The organism is Halomonas litopenaei, from assembly GCF_003045775.1.
GTDB classification, from domain to species: Bacteria; Pseudomonadota; Gammaproteobacteria; order Pseudomonadales; family Halomonadaceae; genus Halomonas; species Halomonas litopenaei.
In genome coordinates this window covers 193,884-212,724 of sequence record NZ_PXNS01000005.1, presented here as the reverse complement: position 1 = coordinate 212,724, position 18,841 = coordinate 193,884, and the positions used below count along the sequence as shown (strand labels likewise).

The following is an 18,841-nucleotide window of genomic DNA, read 5'->3' as shown; positions in this document are numbered from 1 at the left end:
ACGGTCAGGGTCGTCGCCTGGTACGGACGACCTCAGCGACGCTGGCGGTAGCGGTGAACCGCGGCCGAGATCGCCGCCATCACCGCATCGTCCTGGCCCGGCGCGGCGGGTGCCGCCCCGCGCTTGGGCGCCTCGACCGGCACCGGTTCGGGAAAGTAGCGACCGATGACACGAGACATCAGCGTGGTGGTGATCACCAGCACCGTAAGAAAAACAAAAACAAAACCCATGCCGAGCGCCATCAGGCTGAGGCCCTCGTTGAGCAACTGAGTGTCTTGCATGCGGGATCCTCCGCGTTGTAGCGCCAAAGTTGCCTTGATCTTTCTGGATCATACGGCTTGCGCAAAAATTTTGATGCTATACCCTGCCACATCCCCGGCACAGCACCATGGTCTAAAGGTAGCAGTTTTGGTTGTTAAATTACTACATAAACAGGGGTTAGACGAAGGTCGCATCGGGCTCGCGCCCATGGAGGGCGTGATCGACGCCCACACCCGCGACCTGCTGACCCGTGACGCCGGCTTCGACTGGACGGTCACCGAGTTCGTACGGGTGGTGGACGCGCGCCTGCCGCCTCGAGTGTTCTACAAGCACTGCCCGGAACTGGCGACCGAGGGCGTCATCACCCCCAACCACATCCCGGTGCACCTGCAACTGCTCGGCTCCGACCCCGACGCCCTGGCCGCCAATGCCCGCCAAGCGCTGCGCCTCGGCGCCATCAGCCTGGACTTGAACTTCGGCTGCCCAGCCAAGCTGGTCAACCGCCATGACGGCGGCGCCTCATTGTTGCGCGATCCGCGACGCCTGGAGCGTGCCGTGGACGCCGTCCACCGCGCCGTGGGCGACAGCATCCCGGTCACCGCCAAGATCCGCCTGGGCTTCTCCGACCGCCGCCGGGCGCTGGACTGCGCCCTGGCCGCCGAGGCCGCCGGCGCCACCCAACTGGTGGTCCATGCCCGCACCCGGGACGAGGGCTATCGCCCGCCGGCCCATTGGGAGTGGATCGGCCGCATCAACCAGCGCCTGCGCATCCCGGTCGTCGCCAACGGCGACATCTGGACCCTCGAGGACTACTGGAAGGCACGCACCCTGTCCGGCTGTCGCGACGTCATGCTTGGCCGCGGCGCCCTGGCCGACCCGAAACTCGCCCCGCGCATCCGCCACTGGCAGCGCACCGGAGAGCGCCTGCCGGCCACGACATGGGCCCAGCGAGCCGGTATCCTGACGTCCTATGCTGCAATGCAGCGTACCACACTCCCGGCAAAAGTGGTGGTATCGCTACTAAAGCAGTGGATGAACCACATGAAGGCGCGCGACCGCGAGGCCGCCTCCCGCTTTCAGGCCCTGCGCCGCATCACCGATCTCGATGAATTCCTTGCGGGGCTCGGCGCCCAGCGCATCGAATCAGACGCAGCGCCAGAAACCGCACCTGACGCCACACTGCGCCAGAATCTCACCTCACCCAAGCACCGAAGCGAGGCAGTCGCCGCCGCCCAATAGGGATAGGCAGGCCAACCTCCCCTCCCGGAGAGGAATCCGATCGGAGCAGCGCCTAGCTCTTGTCCTTGAGATCGGCCCAATCCACATCGGGATCACGCCGCCCATGGCCGCCTGCATAGGCCGGAGATTCGGGCGGCTGCCACTGCGCCAGCCGCTCGGACTCGACCTCGAACACTTCCACCGCCAAGGGGTGGCAGGTGGACAGCGGATCCCTGGCGTCCGGCCCCCATAGATCCACCGACAGATCGCCACCGGGACAGCAGGACAGCGCGCACAACAGGTCGATCTCGGCAAACAGCTCAAGATAGTCCCCAGGCCGCGCCGGGCAGGCCTTCATGAAGTACTGGTCATCGTCGTTGAGCCCGGTGCACTGGAAGACATTGAGCACGTCATGCACGTCAAACTCGGTCAACCCCCAGGGCGCGACCGCCCTCACCAGGTTGGAATGGCAGTGAAAGTCGAAGTCCTCGCCGGTCAACAGGCGATTGACGTAGGGATCACAGCGGGTTCCCAGCAGGTCATGCACGCGCCCGCCTTCGGCGTCCTCACCATAGCCTGCCAGGGTGTCGTCGATGATGGTGGCCATGGGGCGCAGAAAGGGCAGCGTCGACCACAGCCTGTCGTAGGTGCTGACATGGGCCCGCTGCAGCTGACGGGTGCGCGAGGCCCACATGCGCTCGCGCGGGTCATGGCGATGCCACATGTTGAAGTCACCGACCTGGGCGCCATCGACGATGGCGATGCGAAAGACCTGCCCCGCCTTGACCTCCCAGGCGAGTCCATCACGAATCGGTACCCGGTGACTGGCCACCCGCCGCCGCCTCCCCGCCCGCTCGGTCAGGCCGTCATAGAAGGCGCGATCCACGTCGAGCACTGACCCCCTGGTCGCCTGATACGCCGCCGCCACCTTGCCGCCCATGCGCCACCCTCCCGATGCGTGAATGTCAGGCTTCAGCCTAGACCAGGCCAGGGGAGACAACGACCGACGCTCGACACAGCACCGTTCATAAAGAATCGACGCCGGTCAGCCGGTCAGCCGGTCAGCCGGTCAGCCGGTCAGCCGGTCAGCCGGTCAGCCGGTCAGCACGAAACTGGACAGGAAACTTGGCAGGAAACAGCATAAAAAAAGGCGCCCATCTCGCGACAGGCGCCTAAACGATCGCAACCGGCAGTAGTAGCCAGCCGGTCAGCACGAAACTGGACAGGAAACTTGGCAGGAAACAGAAAACCCGCCCTCCGAAGAGAGCGGGTCTAAATCTGGCGCGCCCGGGAGGATTCGAACCTCCGACCACCTGATTCGTAGTCAGGTACTCTATCCAGCTGAGCTACGGGCGCGTAGGCAATGAAACTCATTGCGATGTCGTATTCCAGGAAACTATCGGAATCCAACCTGGGAGAAGATGGCGCGCCCGGGAGGATTCGAACCTCCGACCACCTGATTCGTAGTCAGGTACTCTATCCAGCTGAGCTACGGGCGCGTATCAATCTCTTGATGCACCAGGCATCCAACATGCCTGATCATCGGTACCCATGAAGCCGCTTCACGACATGCATCGTAAAATGGCGGAGAGGGAGGGATTCGAACCCTCGATGAGGCTATAAACCCCATACTCCCTTAGCAGGGGAGCGCCTTCAGCCACTCGGCCACCTCTCCCTCATCGGCACGGTGCGTATCCTACCGAGACGTAAGGCCTTTGTCCAGCCCGAGGCGAAAAAAGTTCTCCGCTCGGCCACCACCTTCACTCATCATCGGCAGCGCCATCGTCAGCCTTCTCGCGCTGGATGCGCTGGTAGATCTCTTCACGGTGGACGGCAACGTCCTTGGGCGCATTCACGCCGATACGCACTTGATTTCCCTTCACCCCCAGAACGGTGACGGTGATATCGTCCCCGATCATCAGGGTTTCGCCGACGCGGCGTGTCAGGATGAGCATGACTGATCTCCTTCTCAGACTTGTTACGTGAGTCGCTACGCCGTCACGCTTCCGGACGACGTGCCCTCTTTCTTGGTGGCGAGCACTAGCGACTCATGACACCTGATTGTGCCGTTTAAGGGAAGCCCCCGGCCGAATTGGCGAGGGGGACTCCTTAAAGCGTAGAAGGTGTGCGCCGCGCCGAGAAACTTATTCGCTCTCGATATCGGCCTTGTCGAGACCAAATGCCTTGTGCAGCGCACGTACTGCCAATTCCATCTGCTTCTCGTCGATCACCACGGAGATCTTGATCTCCGAGGTCGAGACCATGCGGATGTTGATGTTTTCCTCGGACAGCACGCGGAACATCTTCGAGGCGACCCCGGCGTGTGAGCGCATACCCACCCCTACCAGAGACACCTTGGCGATATTATCGTCGCCACGCAACTCGCCACCGCCCAGATCGGGGATGACCTGCTGCTCGAGGATGCGCATGGTCTGCTTGTAGTCACCCTTGGCTACGGTGAAGGTGAAGTCGGTGTAGTCACCGGCCGGCGCCACGTTCTGCACGATCATGTCGATCTCGATGTTGGCGTCGGCGATCGGGCCCAGGATGCGCGAGGCCACGCCCGGCACGTCCGGCGTGTTGAGCAGGGTCAGCTTGGCTTCGTTGGCGGTGAAGGCGATGCCTGAGATCAGCGGTTCTTCCATGGAATCCTCGTCTTGTTCGGAGTCTGCAACGATCAGGGTGCCGGGGCCGTCCTCGAAACTGGACAGCACGCGCAGCGGAACATTGTACTTGCCGGCAAATTCGACGGCGCGAATCTGCAACACCTTGGAGCCGAGGCTGGCAAGCTCCAGCATCTCCTCCACGGTGATCGAATCCAGGCGCTGGGCCTTGGAGCAGACCCGCGGGTCGGTGGTGTAGACGCCGTCCACATCGGTGTAGATCTGGCACTCGTCGGCCTTGAGCGCGGCCGCCAGCGCCACACCGGTGGTGTCCGAGCCGCCACGACCCAGGGTGGTGATATTGCCTTCCTCATCGACCCCCTGGAAGCCGGCGACCACCACCACCTGGCCAGCGTCCAGGTCTTCGCGCATCTCGTCGGTCTCGATGCGCTGGATACGCGCCTTGGTGTGGGCGCTGTCGGTCATGATGCCGACCTGAGAGCCGGTGTAGGACGTTGCCGGCACGTCCAGCTTGTGCAGCGCCATCGCCAGCAGCGAGATGGTCACCTGCTCGCCGGTGGACACCAGCATGTCCATCTCACGGGGGGTCGGCTCGTCGTTGATCTCGTTGGCCATCCCGATCAGGCGGTTGGTCTCGCCGCTCATGGCGGAGACCACCACCACGACCTGATGGCCCTGGTCGCGGAAGCCCTTGACCTTCTCGGCCACGGCCTTGATGCGCTCCACCGAGCCGACCGACGTCCCACCGAACTTCTGTACGTATAGTGCCATATGCCGTCTTCCTCGCTCGTTGGATTCAATGAATGAAACTGTTGTCTCTGCGAAGTTTTGTCAGGGCAGAAAAAAGGGCCGGGGACCCTCTCGAGCCCCCGACCCCAGAGGGATCACAATTTGGCGTCCACCCAGGCCGGGACGCTCTCCAGCGCCGCCGGCAGTGCATTGACGTCGCTACCGCCGGCCTGGGCCATGTCGGCACGACCGCCGCCCTTGCCGCCGACCTGCCCGGCGACGTGATTGACAAGCTCCCCGGCCTTGACCCTGGCGGTCAGATCATCGGTCACCCCGGCGATCAGGCTGACCTTGCCGGCGGCCTCGTCGGCCACCCCCAGCACGATGATGCCGGAGCCAAGCTTGTTCTTGAGCTGGTCAAGCACGCCACGCAATTCCTTGCCCGACACGCCATCCAGGTGCGTCGCCAGTACCTTGACGCCCTTGACCTCAGTGGCGCTTGCCAGCATGTCGCTGCCGGCGGCGCTGGCGAGCTTGGCCTTGAGCCGCTCGAGCTCCTTCTCCAAGCCGCGATTACGCTCGACCAGGCTGTCGACGCGCTCCTCGAGCTGCTCGGGCTTGGCCTTGAGGCGCTCGGCCACACGCGCAAGGCGCGCCTCCTGTTCGCCGAAGTAGGCCAGCGCGCCCTCACCGGTGATCGCCTCGATCCGACGCACGCCTGAGGCGATGCCGCTCTCGGCGACGATATGACAGCAGCCGATGTCGCCACTGCGGGCCACATGGGTACCACCACACAGCTCGATGGAGAAGTCATCGGCACCGATGGTCAGCACCCGCACGCTGTCGGCGTACTTGGCCTCGAACAGGGCAGCGGCGCCCTTCTCCTTGGCCTCATCGAGGGTCATGCTCTCGATCCGGGTCGGCGCATTGGCCAGCACCTGCTGGTTGACCAGGCGCTCCACTTCCTTGAGCTGTTCGGCGCTCATTGCCTCGAAGTGGCTGAAGTCGAAACGCAGGCGCTCAGGCGTCACCAGCGAGCCCTTCTGCTGGACATGATCGCCCAGCACCAGACGCAGGGCCTTGTGCAGCAGGTGGGTCGCCGAGTGGTTACGCACCGTCGCCGCACGCAGGCTCTCGTCCACCTGGGGCGTGACCTCGCTGCCGACCACCAGCTCACCTTCGAGCAACACCCCCTGATGCAGGTGATGCCCCGCCTGTTTCTGGGTGTCCTTGACCAGGAACCGTCCGCCCTCGACGTTCAGGTAGCCGGTATCACCGACCTGGCCACCGGACTCGCCGTAGAAGGGGGTGCGGTCCAGCACCACCACGGCGGGATGCTCAGGCGTCAGGCGCTCGAGCGCATTGCCTTCGCTGTCATAGAGCGCGACCACCCTGGCGTTGTCCTCGAGGCGGTCGTAGCCGGTGAACTCGGTCTGGCCCTCGAGCTCGATGGTGGCGCTGTACTCGGCGCCGAACTGGCTGGCCGCCCGGGCCCGCTCACGCTGCGCCTCGAGCTCCCGCTCGAAGCCTTCGGCATCCAGGGTGACGCCACGCTCACGGCAGACATCGGCGGTGAGGTCATAGGGAAAGCCGTAGGTGTCGTAGAGCTTGAACACCGTCTCGCCCGGCAGGGTGTCACCGTCGAGCGCGGCCAGCGCCTGCTCCAGCAGGCCCATGCCATGATCCAGGGTGCGAGCGAACTGCTCTTCTTCCTTCAGCAACACGCGCTCGATCTGTGCGCGAGCCTGGCGCAGTTCCGGGTAGGCCTCGCCCATCTCGGCGTCCAGCGCCGCCACCAGGCGATGGAAGAAGGCTCCCTGGGCGCCCAGCTTGTGACCATGGCGGATTGCCCGGCGAATGATCCGCCTGAGCACGTAACCACGACCTTCGTTGGAAGGCAGCACGCCGTCCGCGATCAGGAAGGCACAGGAACGGATATGGTCGGCGATCACGCGCAGCGACGGCGCCTCCAGGTCGCTCGCACCGGTCGCCTCGGCGGCGGCCTTGAGCAGATTCTGGAACAGGTCGATCTCGTAGTTGGAGTGGACCCCCTGCATGACCGCGGCGATGCGCTCCAGCCCCATGCCGGTATCGATGGACGGCTTGGGCAGCGGCTTCATCTCGCCGCTGGCGTCGCGATCGAACTGCATGAACACCAGGTTCCAGATCTCGATGTAGCGATCACCGTCTTCCTCCGGACTGCCGGGAGGGCCGCCCCACACCTCGGCGCCATGATCGTAGAAGATCTCGGAGCTGGGACCGCAAGGGCCGGTGTCGCCCATCTGCCAGAAGTTGTCTTCGTCCAGCTTGGAGAAGCGCTCGGGATCGATACCGATCTCGTCTTTCCAGATGCGTTCGGCCTCATCATCACTGACGTGGACGGTGACCCACAGCTTCTCCTTGGGCAGTCCCAGCACCTCGGTCAGGAAGGTCCAGGCAAAGCCGATGGCGTCGCGCTTGAAGTAGTCGCCGAAGCTGAAGTTGCCCAGCATCTCGAAGAAGGTGTGATGACGCGCGGTGTAACCGACGTTGTCCAGATCGTTGTGCTTGCCACCGGCGCGCACGCAGCGCTGGGAGGAGGTAGCCCGCACATAGTCCCTGGGGTCACGCCCGAGAAAGACGTCCTTGAACGGCACCATGCCGGCGTTGGTGAACAACAGCGTCGGATCGTTGCCCGGCACCAGCGAACTGGACGGCACGCGGGTATGACCCTGTTCTTCGAAGAACCTCAGAAAGGCCTGTCTGATATCTGCGCTTTTCATGAAATATCCGTGGCGATGAGCGATAGAGCGCGTCGAACCGGCCCACTGCCGTGGCACGCCGGAGCATCCGAGCATGAAACCGCGACCCGGGGCTGTCGCAAAAGGGGACATTATAGCGTAGTTGTCAAGCGACTAAAGTGGGTCGTGCAAAACCGCATCCGAGAAGGCCCGTCTGGCGGCGGTTCAATCATCGCCGAGGGCCCGTATCGCCTCGCGCACCTGGTCGAAGTCGAAACCGCGCCCGGCCAGAAAGCGTTCACGTCGAGCACGTTCCCTGGCATCCGCTGGCAGCTCTCGGCCGAAGCGCCGCTCCAGCGCTTCGCTGGCCAGTCGATACCAGTCGACGGACTCCTCGCGCTCCAGTTCCGCCAGCGCCTCCCTGGCCAGCGCTCGATCGACGCCCCTCTGGCCCAGTTCCGCCAGCATCTTCACCGGCCCCTGCCCACGCATCAACCGACCGCGCAGAAAGCTCTCGGCGAAGCGCCGGTCGCTCTGCAGGCCTTGATCGGCAAGCGCTTCCAGGGCCTGCTCAATGTCCTCGAGGGCGTGCCCCTTGGCCAGCAATCGCCCTCGCAGCTCTTCACGGCCGTATTCGCGTCGAGCGAGCAGATCGATGGCGTGCTCGCGTGGGGACATCTGGCTGGCAGCCTTGTGCATGTCATCTCCTGTTGGCACGGGACGGCGAGCACCGACGGCGCGAGCCCCCTTTCACAAACGCCTCGGGCCCCTGTCGAGGGGCCCGAGGAAAGTCGTACGTTGCGACGTCACAGGCCGGCGTGCCGGCCTGCCGCGAGTCGACCTGCTACAGCAGATCGTCGCCAAGGTCGTCGCCAGCGGGCGCCGCGGCTTCCGCTTCCTTCTCGCTCTTCTTCGGCTCCGGCTGGGTCAGCAGCTGGGCACGAATCTGGGACTCGATCTCTTCCATGATGGCCGGGTTGTCCTCGAGGAACTGGGCGGCGTTGGCCTTGCCCTGGCCGATCTTGTTGCCCTGGTAGCTGTACCAGGCGCCGGCCTTGTCCACCAGCTTGCACTGAACGCCAAGGTCCACCACCTCGCCGGCGTGGTAAATGCCCTTGCCGTAGAGGATCTGGAATTCGGCCTGACGGAAGGGCGGCGCCACCTTGTTCTTGACCACCTTGACCCGGGTCTCGTTGCCGGTGACCTCGTCGCCCTGCTTGACCGAGCCGGTACGACGGATATCCAGACGCACGCTCGAGTAGAACTTCAGGGCGTTACCGCCGGTGGTGGTCTCGGGGCTACCGAACATCACCCCGATCTTCATGCGGATCTGGTTGATGAACACCACCATGCAGTTGGCGTTCTTGATATTGCCGGTGATCTTGCGCAGCGCCTGGGACATCAGTCGGGCCTGCAGGCCGACGTGGGAGTCGCCCATCTCGCCTTCGATCTCGGCTCTGGGCGTCAGCGCCGCCACCGAGTCGATGATGATCACGTCGACGCCACCGGAACGCACCAGCATGTCGCAGATTTCCAGCGCCTGCTCACCGGTATCCGGCTGCGACACCAGCAGATCATCCAGATTGACGCCAAGCTTCTCGGCGTAGCTGGGATCGAGGGCATGCTCGGCGTCGATAAAGGCGCAGGTCTTGCCGTCCTTCTGGGCCTGGGCGATCACCGACAGTGTCAGGGTGGTCTTGCCCGAGGACTCCGGACCAAAGATCTCCACCACTCGACCATAGGGCAGACCGCCGATGCCAAGTGCGATATCGAGACCCAACGAGCCGGTGGATACCGACGGCATCACCACCCTGGGAGCGTCTCCCAGACGCATCACCGTACCCTTGCCGAACTGGCGATCGATCTGGGAAAGGGCGGCGTCCAGCGCCTTGCTGCGGTTCTGATCCTGCGCCATTACGGAGCTCCTGTAGACAATGGATCGGGGTCGAGCGCCTTGCCCGAGTCCCCATCGGGCCCTGCGCCGGACCCTGGCAATTACTGTATGACTGAACAGTAGTATGACGAAATTTGCGGACGACGACCAGCCCTTCGAGGTGACGAATCGAGCGCATAGGGCAAATCAATAGTGGATGAGGGGTTGATCGCTGCACCGCCACAGCCGCGGGGCCGGAACGCTTGCGCCCCACGCCCGGCACACGGCGCTGGACGCTACGCCCACGGGCACATCAAGGGGCATCACCGGCAAGGCTCAGGTCAGGCTCTCGAGCCGCCTGATCAGGCCTTCGAGCGCATGGACCACGGCGGCCTGGCGAACCTCATCGCGACCGCCGGCAAAGCGCTGCCGATCGGCCTCGAGCCGCCCGTCGACGGCGAAGGCAAACCACACCGTACCGACAGGCTTTTCAGCGCTGCCGCCATCCGGACCGGCAACGCCACTGACCGAGACGCCAAGTCGGGCACCACTGTCGCGACAAGCGCCCTCTACCATCGCCTCCACCACCGGCTGACTGACGGCGCCATGGGCGTCCAGGGTCTCGCCGGGCACCCCCAGCAGCCGCTGCTTGGCGGCGTTGGAGTAGGTCACGTAGCCGGTCTCGAAGTAGCGTGAACTGCCGGCGATATCGGTAATGGCGGCGGCCACGCCGCCACCGGTACAGGACTCGGCGGCGGTCACCGAGACCCCACGCTCGACGCACAACTCACCCAGGCGAATCGCCAGGCGACGAACACGATCGTTTGCATTTGTCATCGCAGAGCCCGTCTCTTGTGGTGAAAACAGGGTGTCACGATACGACATCACGACAACAATGACAGGCTCGTCGTCGCCTCGGAAACGTCTTGCCACGACAACCGCGACAACAAGCCGACAGGTACAGCGCCCACCAACGCATCGCGGCGACCGAGGTCGCCGCGACAGTGATACCCGTCATCCAGGCAGGTTCAGCGCTTGGCAATGATCCAGATGGCGTGAACGATACCGGGAATATAGCCCAGCAGGGTCAGCAGGATATTGAGCCAGAAGTGCAGACCAAAGCCCACCTGCAGGAAGACGCCCAGCGGGGGCAGCAGGATCGCGAGAATAATGCGTACAACGTCCATATGACAGCTCCTTTGAATAGTCCGTAAAGACAGTTCCTTGTGGACGACTCCTTGAGAGAGTCCTGCAAGGGAAGAGAGTTCCTTGAAAATCGCTCCGCACTCACCAGAAAAGGCGTCGACCGATCACCCACAAGGGTAGACGGACACCCTCTGGCCCCACAAATGCTGCATCGTGGATACATCATGCTGACACGCCTGGCCCCCGGGAAGAAAGCCCGAGACGGATCTCGGCACAGCGGTACAGGCGCGCCCTGCGCCCATGCTATCCTTGACGCCTTTCGCCAGCGTCCCTCGCGATGCCGGCCCGCCGCCGACGACTCATCAACATCGCTTCGAGATCCCATGAACGACATGGCCAAGCCCAGCGCCCCCAGCCATACGCCGATGATGACCCAGTACCTGCGGATCAAGCGCGAGCACCCCGAGGTGCTGCTGTTCTACCGCATGGGGGACTTCTACGAGCTGTTCTACGAGGACGCCAAGCGCGCCGCCGCGGCCCTCGACATCACCCTGACCCAGCGCGGGCAGTCCGCCGGCAAGCCGATTCCCATGGCCGGCATTCCCTATCATAGCGCCGAGGGCTACCTGGCACGCCTGGTCAGCGCCGGCGAGTCGGTGGCGATCTGTGAACAGATCGGCGACCCGGCCACCTCCAAGGGACCGGTGGAACGCAAGGTGGTGCGTATCGTCACCCCCGGCACCCTCCACGACGAAGCCCTGCTCGACGCCCGCCGCGATAACCTGCTGGTGGCGATCGCGCCCCAGGGCGAGCGCATCGGCCTGGCCTGGCTCGAGGTCTCCAGCGGCCGCTTCAGCGTGCTCGAGGTGGAAAGCGAGGCAGAGATGCTGTCGGAGCTGACCCGCCTGGACCCGGCGGAGCTGCTGGTACCCGAAAGTACCGAGCTGCCGCCGGCGCTTGGCGAACGCCGCGGCCTGCGTCGTCAGAGCGACTGGCTGTTCGACCACGAGAGTGCCCATCGGGTGCTGTGTGACCAGTTCGGCGTGCAGGACCTCAAGGGGTTCGGCTGCGCCCACCTGCACGCGGCGATCATCGCCGCCGGGGTACTGGTGGACTACGCCAGAGACACCCAGCGCAGCGCCCTGCCCCATGTCACCGCCATCGGCGTCGAGAGTCGCGACGACACCGTGGTCATCGACGCTGCCAGCAGGCGCAACCTGGAGATCGACACCAACCTTGGCGGGGGCGGCGACAACACCCTGGCCAGCGTGCTCGACACCACCACCACCGCCATGGGCTCACGCCTGCTCAAGCGCTGGCTCAATCGACCGCTGCGTGATCGCGAGCAGGTCATGGGGCGCCAGGCGGCCATCAGCCTGCTGCTCGACCATGACGGCCATGAGCCGCTGCGCGACGACCTCAAGGCGATCGGTGACGTCGAACGCATTCTGGCCCGGGTGGCCCTCAACAGTGCCCGCCCGCGGGACCTGGCACGGCTGCGCGACGCCCTCAACGCCCTGCCGGCACTCGAGGCGAGCCTTGCCGGCTACGCCGACGGCACCACGCTCGACGGCCTGCGCCAGCACATTCGCCCCTTCCCGGAGCTGGCCAAACTGCTGACCCGAGCCCTGGTCGACAATCCTCCCGTGGTGATCCGCGACGGCGGCGTCATCGCCGAAGGCTTCGACGACGAGCTCGACGAGCACCGGGGCCTGGCCGAACACGCCGGCGACTACCTGGTGAAGCTCGAGACCCGCGAACGCTCGCGCACCGGGCTTGCCGGGCTCAAGGTCGGCTACAACAGGGTTCACGGCTACTACATCGAGATCCCCCGTGCCCAGGCCAAGGAGGCCCCGGCCGACTATATTCGCCGCCAGACGCTGAAGAACGCCGAACGCTTCATCATCCCGGAGCTCAAGGAATTCGAGGACAAGGCGCTGTCGGCGAAGTCCCGCGCCCTGGCCAGGGAAAAACTGCTGTACGACAGCCTGCTCGACAGCCTCAACGCCGAACTTGCCAGGCTCCAGGCGACGGCCAGGGCGCTGGCCGCACTCGACGTACTGTGCACCCTGGCGGAGCGAGCCCGGGCGCTGGACTTCGTCCGGCCGACGCTGTCAGAGACCCCAGGCTTCGATATCCGCGGTGGTCGCCATCCGGTGGTCGAACAGGTCAGCGACGGCCCCTTCGTGCCCAATGACCTGCGCATGGACGACGATCGCCGCATGCTGGTGATCACCGGCCCCAACATGGGCGGCAAGTCGACCTACATGCGCCAGGCGGCCCTGATAACATTGCTCGCCCACAGCGGCAGCTTTGTGCCCGCCGACAGCGCCACCATCGGCCCGGTGGATCGCATCTTCACCCGCATCGGCTCCAGCGATGACCTGGCCGGCGGGCGCTCCACCTTCATGGTGGAGATGACCGAAACCGCCAATATCCTGCACAACGCCACCGACCACAGTCTGGTGCTGATGGACGAGATCGGCCGGGGCACCAGCACCTTCGACGGCCTGTCACTGGCCTGGGCCAGCGCCGAACACCTGACCCGTACCCGCGCCTTTACCCTGTTCGCCACCCACTACTTCGAGATGACGGCGCTGGCCACAGAGGCGCCGGCGGTGACCAACGTCCACCTGACCGCCGCCGAACACAATGATGGCATCGTATTCATGCACCGGGTCGAGGACGGCCCCGCGAGCCAGAGCTATGGCCTGCAGGTGGCCCAGTTGGCCGGTGTGCCCCAGACCGTCATCGCCGAGGCACGGACCAAGCTTGCCGCCCTGGAGCAGCAGGAGATCGATCATGGCCGCAGGAGCGCTGATCCGGATGGCGGAAGCCGACGCCACCAGTCCGCCCCCCAGCAGGCGGACCTGTTCGCCAGCGCCCCCCACCCTCTGGTGGAAGAACTCGGCGGCCTGGCGGTCGATGACCTCAGTCCACGCCAGGCACTGGAACTGCTGTACCGCTGGAAGTCGGCACTGTGAGGCCCTTGTGAGGCATACTCTTGCCCGATAGCGGCGCGAGGACTAGAATGTGGCACCCAAGGACCGTAGATTATAAAAAGCCATTTCTATATAACATTAAGGCTTAAGACGCGCCGGCATGTTACGCCGGACGCGAAGGTTGCATGGCCTGCATGGGCGCCACGCCGCACGCACGTCACCAACGACCCGGGCGAAAGCCACCACTGTACAGAGAGGCCGGCAAGGCGCTGGCCCGAGGAAGGGAGACTGGCATGACATTCGTCGTCACCGAAAACTGCATCAAGTGCAAGTACACCGACTGTGTCGAGGTCTGCCCGGTGGACTGCTTCTACGAAGGCCCCAATTTCCTGGTGATTCACCCCGACGAATGCATCGACTGCGCCCTGTGCGAGCCGGAATGCCCGGCTGAGGCGATCTACTCGGAGGATGAACTGCCCGAGGGCCAGGAACAGTTCCTGGAGATCAATACCGAGCTGGCGGAGGTGTGGCCCAACATCACCGAGAAGAAGGATCCGCCGGAAGACGCCGAGCAGTGGGACGGCAAGCCGGGCAAGCTGGAAAAGCTCGAGCGCTGAGCACCGCGCCAGGCAGTACCTGAACAAACGCGACAGCCGCCTTACCCGGGCGGCTGTCGCGTTTGTGTAAAGCAAATCTTGAAGAAGGGTTCCGGCCCACTCGCCCCCGGACAAGCACCGACCGGCCGGGATTTCTGCCTGACATCGGCGCAGGAAGGACGTGGTGCAATGGCCTCTCAAAGCAGGTGCCCGACAGGCAGGCATAAAAAAAGGCGGCCCGTAGGCCGCCCGCTCCAAGCGTTTCCTTGGGCGGATCCCTCCGCCCTACTCCCTGAGCGCCCTCCGTGCCCAGAAGCGACTTCCTGTCGCACCAGGCGCGCTCTTGACTCCTGAACGCATCCCGAAAACACCTACCTGAACCGTAGAGTGGCAAGTCCGGCCCATCCGGGTGTCAACCACCGAGGACATCCATGCCCCTTCACTGCCGACGTCGACTCCACCTCCTTGCGGAAACGATGCCGAAACAATGAAGTTTCCGTGGGACAGACGGGCGACTTGCCGCCGCGAAGCCTGACCTCTCGATTCGTGTGGCCATTCTGTCAGTTTCTGGGGTCATCACAAGCACCCTACTTTTCTCACCCATGACGCAGACCGAGAGGACTTTTCGGAAAAAGTATCGAAAAATCAAGGCGATAAAAAAGGCCCGCAACACGGTTGCGAGCCTTTTCGGCGCCAAAATAGTCAATGTCTTACAAGAACTGTAGTCAATCTCTTACAAGACGCGTCGACACTAGCACCATCGGTGCCTTGCCAAGGGCCTACGCCTGCCCCTTGATGGCGGAGCGGCCCGGATAACTCGCACGCTCACCCAGCTCCTGCTCGATGACCAGCAGACGGTTGTACTTGGCCACACGATCGCTGCGGCACAGAGAGCCGGTCTTGATCTGACCGGCACAGGTGCCCACGGCCAGGTCGGCGATGGTGGTGTCCTCGGTCTCACCGCTGCGGTGGGAGATGACCGCCGTGAAGCCGGCGTCCTGAGCCATGCGAATGGCATCGAGGGTCTCGGACAGGGAACCGATCTGATTGAACTTGATCAGGATGGAGTTGCCGATGGACTCGTCGATGCCGCGCTTGAGGATACGGGTGTTGGTCACGAACAGGTCGTCACCCACCAGCTGCACGCGATCGCCGAGCTTGGCGGTCAGCGACTTCCAGCCGTCCCAGTCGGACTCGTCCAGACCATCCTCGATGGACACGATCGGGTACTCGTCGCTGAGGCCCACCAGGTAGTCACCGAAGCCCTCGGCGTCGAAGCTCTTGTCCTCGCCGGCCAGCAGGTACTGCCCGTCCTTGTAGAACTCGCTGGCGGCGCAGTCCAGCGCCAGGGTGACGTCCTTGCCCAGCGCGTAGCCGGCGTCTTCGACGGCCTGCTTGATGACCGCCAGCGCCTCGGCGTTGGAGGCCAGGTTGGGGGCGAAGCCGCCCTCGTCACCGACGGCGGTGGCCAGACCACGCGCCGACAGCACCTTCTTCAGCGCATGGAAGATCTCGGCGCCGACGCGCAGCCCTTCGCGGAAGCTCGGCGCGCCGACCGGCTGGACCATGAACTCCTGGATGTCGACGTTGTTGTCGGCGTGCTCGCCCCCGTTGAGGATGTTCATCATCGGCACCGGCATCAGGTACTTGCCCGGCTGGCCGTAGAGCTCGGCGATGTGCGCGTAGAGCGGCACGCCCTTGGCGTTGGCGGCGGCCTTGGCCGCGGCCAGGGAGACCGCCAGGATGGCATTGGCGCCCAGGTTTTCCTTGTTGTCGGTGCCGTCGAGCTCGAGCATGGCATCATCCAGCCCGCGCTGATCGCGTGCGTCCATACCCAGCAGACGCTCACGGATCTTGCCGTTGGCCGCGTCCACCGCCTTCAGCACGCCCTTGCCCAGGTAGCGACTCTTGTCACCATCACGCAGCTCCAGCGCCTCGCGAGAGCCGGTGGAGGCGCCGCTCGGTGCGCAGGCGACACCGATCGCGCCGCTTTCCAGGCGGACTTCCGCCTGCACGGTGGGGTTGCCGCGAGAGTCCAGCACCTCGAGGGCACGAATATCGACGATCTTGGTCATCTTGAGGATCCTTGTGGGTGAAAAACTCGTGTCAGCGTTGTCGATCCGCCCGGGTGACACCATAGGCCCCAGGGCCAGAACACACGATCCAACGGAGGTAGCGTCAGCGTATCTCGATCGACGGTAGTTTTTTTACTACGTCATCCAGCGCCTTGATCTGCGACAGGAAAGGCTCGAGCTTATCAAGCGGGAGTGCACAGGGGCCGTCGCATTTTGCTGAATCGGGATCGGGATGGGCTTCCAGGAACAACCCGGCGATGCCTACCGCCACCCCGGCCCTGGCCAGGTCCAGCACCTGGGCGCGGCGGCCATCGGCGCTGTCACTGCGCCCGCCCGGGCGCTGCAGCGAGTGGGTCACGTCGAACAGCAGCGGGAAGCCGGTGTCCTTCATCTCGCCGAAGCCGAGCATATCCACCACCAGGTTGTTGTAGCCGAAGCTCGAGCCGCGCTCGCACAGCAGAAGCCGCTCGTTGCCGGCTTCCTGGAACTTGGTGATGATGTGGCGCATCTCGTGGGGGGCCAGGAACTGCGGTTTCTTGATGTTGACCACCGCACCGGTCTCGGCCATCGCCACCACCAGGTCGGTCTGGCGAGCCAGAAACGCCGGCAGCTGGATGACATCGGCCACCTCGGCCGCCGGCGCCGCCTGGTGCGGTTCGTGGACATCGGTGATCACCGGCACCCCGAAGCGCGACTTGATCTCATCGAGGATCGCGAGCCCCTTGTCGAGGCCGGGACCACGATAGGAGTGAATCGAGCTGCGGTTGGCCTTGTCGAAGCTGGCCTTGAACACATAGGGGATGTCGAGCTTGCCGGTCACCTCGACGTAGGCCTCGGCGACCTCGAGGGCCAGCTCACGGGATTCGAGCACGTTCATCCCTGCAAACAGCACCAGAGGCAATGAATTGCCGGCCCTCAGGCCGGCAAATTCGATGGTACGCTGGGCGTCTGACATGGCGATCACTCCTGGTGCGCGGACTGGGCGCGGGTGCGCTTGGCCTTGTGACCCAGGGCCGCGTTGACGAAGCCGGTGAACAGCGGATGGCCATCACGCGGCGTCGAGGTGAACTCCGGGTGGAACTGACAGGCCACGTACCAAGGGTGGTCCGGCAGCTCGACCATTTCCACCAGGGAGTTGTCGACGCTGCGTCCGGAGACCACCAGGCCTGCCTTCTCCAGGTCCTCGATGAACTGGTTGTTGACCTCGAAGCGATGACGATGACGCTCGACGATGATGTCGTCACCGTAGGCCTCGCGGGCCTTGGACCCCTTGGCCAGACGGCACTCCTGGCCACCCAGACGCATGGTGCCGCCCAGATCGGAGGCCTCGTCACGCACCTCGATCTTGCCTTCGGGGTTGAGCCATTCGGTGATCAGGCCCACCACCGGGTGCTGGGTGTCGTGGGTGAACTCGGTGGAGTCGGCATCGTTCCAGCCGGCCACATGGCGCGCGTACTCGATCACCGCCACCTGCATGCCCAGACAGATGCCCAGGTAGGGAATGTCGTTCTCGCGGGCGAAACGCGCGGTGGCAATCTTGCCTTCCACACCGCGCTCACCGAAGCCGCCGGGCACCAGGATGGCGTCCTTGCCGGCCAGCCGGTCGGTGCCGTGACGCTCGATGTCCTCGGAGTCGATGTAGTCGACGTTGACCTTCACGCGGGTCTGGATGCCGGCGTGGATCAACGCCTCGTTCAGCGACTTGTAGGCGTCCAAGAGCTCCATGTACTTGCCGACCATGGCGATGTTCACCGACTTGAGCGGGTTGAGCTTGGCGTCGAGCACCTTGACCCACTCGCTGAGGTCGGCCTCGTCGGCCTCGAGGCGCAGCTTGTCGCAGACGATGTCATCGAGCCCATGCTCGTGCAGCATCAGCGGAATCCGATAGATGGTATCGGCGTCCTGCAACGGTACCACCGCGCGTTCTTCCACGTTGGTAAACAGCGCGATCTTGCGACGCTCGGTCTCTTCCAGCTCGACCTCGCTGCGGCAGATCAGGATATCCGGCTGGATACCGATGGAGCGCAGCTCCTTGACCGAGTGCTGAGTCGGCTTGGTCTTGGTCTCGCCGGCGGTCTGGATGTAGGGCACCAGCGTCAGGTGCATGAAGATGGCGTTGCTGGCGCCCTTCTCGCTGCGAATCTGACGGATGGACTCGAGGAACGGCAGCGACTCGATGTCACCCACGGTGCCACCGATCTCCACCAGTGCCACGTCGAAGCCCTCGCCACCTTCGTAGACACGACGCTTGATCTCGTCGGTGATGTGCGGGATGACCTGTACCGTGCCGCCCAGGTAGTCGCCACGACGCTCCTTGCGCAGCACGTGCTCGTAGACCCGGCCAGTGGTGAAGTTGTTGGACTGGGTCATCTTGGTGCGGATGAAGCGCTCATAGTGGCCCAGGTCCAGGTCGGTCTCGGCGCCATCCTCGGTGACGAACACCTCGCCGTGCTGGAAGGGACTCATGGTGCCCGGATCCACGTTGATGTACGGGTCGAGCTTGAGCATGGTGACCTTGAGGCCGCGAGCCTCGAGAATCGCCGCCAGCGAGGCCGACGCAATGCCCTTGCCAAGAGAGGACACAACGCCGCCGGTCACGAAGATATATCGTGTCATGGAGAACCTGTCGAAACGTGATCGGTAGGCCCGGCAGGAAG

15 protein-coding genes and 3 tRNA genes are annotated in these 18,841 nt (G+C 64.2%); 3 read left to right on the top strand and 15 right to left on the bottom strand.

Annotated features, from left to right (window positions below; genetic code table 11):
* Positions 1-32: 32 nt before the first annotated feature.
* A complete protein-coding gene (locus C6W88_RS09780) occupies positions 33-281 on the bottom strand; it encodes an OadG family protein (protein WP_045991122.1) in 249 nt (82 codons plus the stop codon).
* Between the two features lie 187 nt (positions 282-468).
* Between C6W88_RS09780 and C6W88_RS09775 the strand changes: the two genes are divergently transcribed.
* Positions 469-1,500: a tRNA dihydrouridine synthase gene (locus C6W88_RS09775; protein WP_108132321.1), complete on the top strand. Its 1,032-nt coding sequence runs from the start codon at positions 469-471 to the stop codon at positions 1,498-1,500.
* Positions 1,501-1,552: 52 nt separating this feature from the next.
* Here C6W88_RS09775 and C6W88_RS09770 read toward each other — a convergent pair whose 3' ends face one another.
* The 11 genes from C6W88_RS09770 to C6W88_RS09720 all read right to left on the bottom strand — a co-directional run bounded on the left by C6W88_RS09770 (position 1,553) and on the right by C6W88_RS09720 (position 10,612).
* A complete protein-coding gene (locus C6W88_RS09770) occupies positions 1,553-2,419 on the bottom strand; it encodes an urea carboxylase-associated family protein (RefSeq protein WP_108132320.1) in 867 nt (288 codons plus the stop codon).
* A gap of 339 nt (positions 2,420-2,758) precedes the next feature.
* A tRNA-Arg gene (locus tag C6W88_RS09765) sits at positions 2,759-2,835 on the bottom strand.
* Between the two features lie 66 nt (positions 2,836-2,901).
* Positions 2,902-2,978: transfer RNA gene (locus C6W88_RS09760), tRNA-Arg, on the bottom strand.
* Positions 2,979-3,061: 83 nt separating this feature from the next.
* Positions 3,062-3,154: transfer RNA gene (locus C6W88_RS09755), tRNA-Ser, on the bottom strand.
* 85 nt (positions 3,155-3,239) lie between these two features.
* Positions 3,240-3,434: a carbon storage regulator CsrA gene (gene csrA, locus C6W88_RS09750; protein WP_045991125.1), complete on the bottom strand. Its 195-nt coding sequence runs from the start codon at positions 3,432-3,434 to the stop codon at positions 3,240-3,242.
* A 189-nt stretch (positions 3,435-3,623) separates the two neighbouring features.
* Positions 3,624-4,874, bottom strand: a complete 1,251-nt coding sequence (locus tag C6W88_RS09745; protein WP_045991126.1) for an aspartate kinase — start codon at positions 4,872-4,874, stop codon at positions 3,624-3,626.
* Positions 4,875-4,987: 113 nt separating this feature from the next.
* Positions 4,988-7,594 carry an alanine--tRNA ligase gene (gene alaS, locus C6W88_RS09740; protein WP_108132319.1) on the bottom strand — a complete coding sequence of 869 codons (2,607 nt, stop codon included), beginning with the start codon at positions 7,592-7,594 and terminating at the stop codon, positions 4,988-4,990.
* 183 nt (positions 7,595-7,777) lie between these two features.
* Complete coding sequence (locus tag C6W88_RS09735; RefSeq protein ID WP_108132318.1) at positions 7,778-8,251, bottom strand: regulatory protein RecX; 474 nt, start codon at positions 8,249-8,251, stop codon at positions 7,778-7,780.
* A 145-nt stretch (positions 8,252-8,396) separates the two neighbouring features.
* Positions 8,397-9,467, bottom strand: a complete 1,071-nt coding sequence (gene recA, locus C6W88_RS09730) for a recombinase RecA (protein ID WP_045991129.1) — start codon at positions 9,465-9,467, stop codon at positions 8,397-8,399.
* Between the two features lie 294 nt (positions 9,468-9,761).
* Entirely contained in the window at positions 9,762-10,262 is a 501-nt protein-coding gene (locus C6W88_RS09725) for a CinA family protein (RefSeq protein ID WP_108132317.1), read from the bottom strand.
* A gap of 191 nt (positions 10,263-10,453) precedes the next feature.
* The gene (locus tag C6W88_RS09720; protein ID WP_045991131.1) at positions 10,454-10,612 is read right to left on the bottom strand and encodes a YqaE/Pmp3 family membrane protein; all 159 of its coding nucleotides are present in this window, start codon (positions 10,610-10,612) and stop codon (positions 10,454-10,456) included.
* 342 nt (positions 10,613-10,954) lie between these two features.
* Here C6W88_RS09720 and mutS point away from each other — a divergent pair, with 342 nt between their 5' ends.
* Positions 10,955-13,555, top strand: coding sequence for a DNA mismatch repair protein MutS (gene mutS, locus C6W88_RS09715; RefSeq protein WP_375037915.1), 2,601 nt, complete (start codon positions 10,955-10,957; stop codon positions 13,553-13,555).
* A 251-nt stretch (positions 13,556-13,806) separates the two neighbouring features.
* Positions 13,807-14,130 carry a ferredoxin FdxA gene (gene fdxA, locus C6W88_RS09710; protein WP_045991132.1) on the top strand — a complete coding sequence of 108 codons (324 nt, stop codon included), beginning with the start codon at positions 13,807-13,809 and terminating at the stop codon, positions 14,128-14,130.
* Between the two features lie 758 nt (positions 14,131-14,888).
* Here the strand turns inward: fdxA and eno are convergent.
* The 3 genes from eno to C6W88_RS09695 all read right to left on the bottom strand — a co-directional run bounded on the left by eno (position 14,889) and on the right by C6W88_RS09695 (position 18,800).
* Entirely contained in the window at positions 14,889-16,184 is a 1,296-nt protein-coding gene (gene eno / locus C6W88_RS09705) for a phosphopyruvate hydratase (RefSeq protein ID WP_108132316.1), read from the bottom strand.
* Between the two features lie 103 nt (positions 16,185-16,287).
* Positions 16,288-17,139: a 3-deoxy-8-phosphooctulonate synthase gene (gene kdsA / locus C6W88_RS09700; RefSeq protein ID WP_108132315.1), complete on the bottom strand. Its 852-nt coding sequence runs from the start codon at positions 17,137-17,139 to the stop codon at positions 16,288-16,290.
* A 5-nt stretch (positions 17,140-17,144) separates the two neighbouring features.
* Entirely contained in the window at positions 17,145-18,800 is a 1,656-nt protein-coding gene (locus C6W88_RS09695) for a CTP synthase (protein WP_045991135.1), read from the bottom strand.
* Positions 18,801-18,841 lie beyond the last annotated feature (41 nt).

What these genes read in the sequence shown, in the direction of transcription:
- C6W88_RS09780 (WP_045991122.1), bottom strand. Translation starts at nt 281, where the DNA reads ATGCAAGACACTCAGTTGCTCAACGAGGGCCTCAGCCTGATGGCGCTC.
- C6W88_RS09775 (WP_108132321.1), top strand. Translation starts at nt 469, where the DNA reads ATGGAGGGCGTGATCGACGCCCACACCCGCGACCTGCTGACCCGTGAC.
- C6W88_RS09770 (WP_108132320.1), bottom strand. Translation starts at nt 2,419, where the DNA reads ATGGGCGGCAAGGTGGCGGCGGCGTATCAGGCGACCAGGGGGTCAGTG.
- csrA (WP_045991125.1), bottom strand. Translation starts at nt 3,434, where the DNA reads ATGCTCATCCTGACACGCCGCGTCGGCGAAACCCTGATGATCGGGGAC.
- C6W88_RS09745 (WP_045991126.1), bottom strand. Translation starts at nt 4,874, where the DNA reads ATGGCACTATACGTACAGAAGTTCGGTGGGACGTCGGTCGGCTCGGTG.
- alaS (WP_108132319.1), bottom strand. Translation starts at nt 7,594, where the DNA reads ATGAAAAGCGCAGATATCAGACAGGCCTTTCTGAGGTTCTTCGAAGAA.
- C6W88_RS09735 (WP_108132318.1), bottom strand. Translation starts at nt 8,251, where the DNA reads ATGCACAAGGCTGCCAGCCAGATGTCCCCACGCGAGCACGCCATCGAT.
- recA (WP_045991129.1), bottom strand. Translation starts at nt 9,467, where the DNA reads ATGGCGCAGGATCAGAACCGCAGCAAGGCGCTGGACGCCGCCCTTTCC.
- C6W88_RS09725 (WP_108132317.1), bottom strand. Translation starts at nt 10,262, where the DNA reads ATGACAAATGCAAACGATCGTGTTCGTCGCCTGGCGATTCGCCTGGGT.
- C6W88_RS09720 (WP_045991131.1), bottom strand. Translation starts at nt 10,612, where the DNA reads ATGGACGTTGTACGCATTATTCTCGCGATCCTGCTGCCCCCGCTGGGC.
- mutS (WP_375037915.1), top strand. Translation starts at nt 10,955, where the DNA reads ATGAACGACATGGCCAAGCCCAGCGCCCCCAGCCATACGCCGATGATG.
- fdxA (WP_045991132.1), top strand. Translation starts at nt 13,807, where the DNA reads ATGACATTCGTCGTCACCGAAAACTGCATCAAGTGCAAGTACACCGAC.
- eno (WP_108132316.1), bottom strand. Translation starts at nt 16,184, where the DNA reads ATGACCAAGATCGTCGATATTCGTGCCCTCGAGGTGCTGGACTCTCGC.
- kdsA (WP_108132315.1), bottom strand. Translation starts at nt 17,139, where the DNA reads ATGTCAGACGCCCAGCGTACCATCGAATTTGCCGGCCTGAGGGCCGGC.
- C6W88_RS09695 (WP_045991135.1), bottom strand. Translation starts at nt 18,800, where the DNA reads ATGACACGATATATCTTCGTGACCGGCGGCGTTGTGTCCTCTCTTGGC.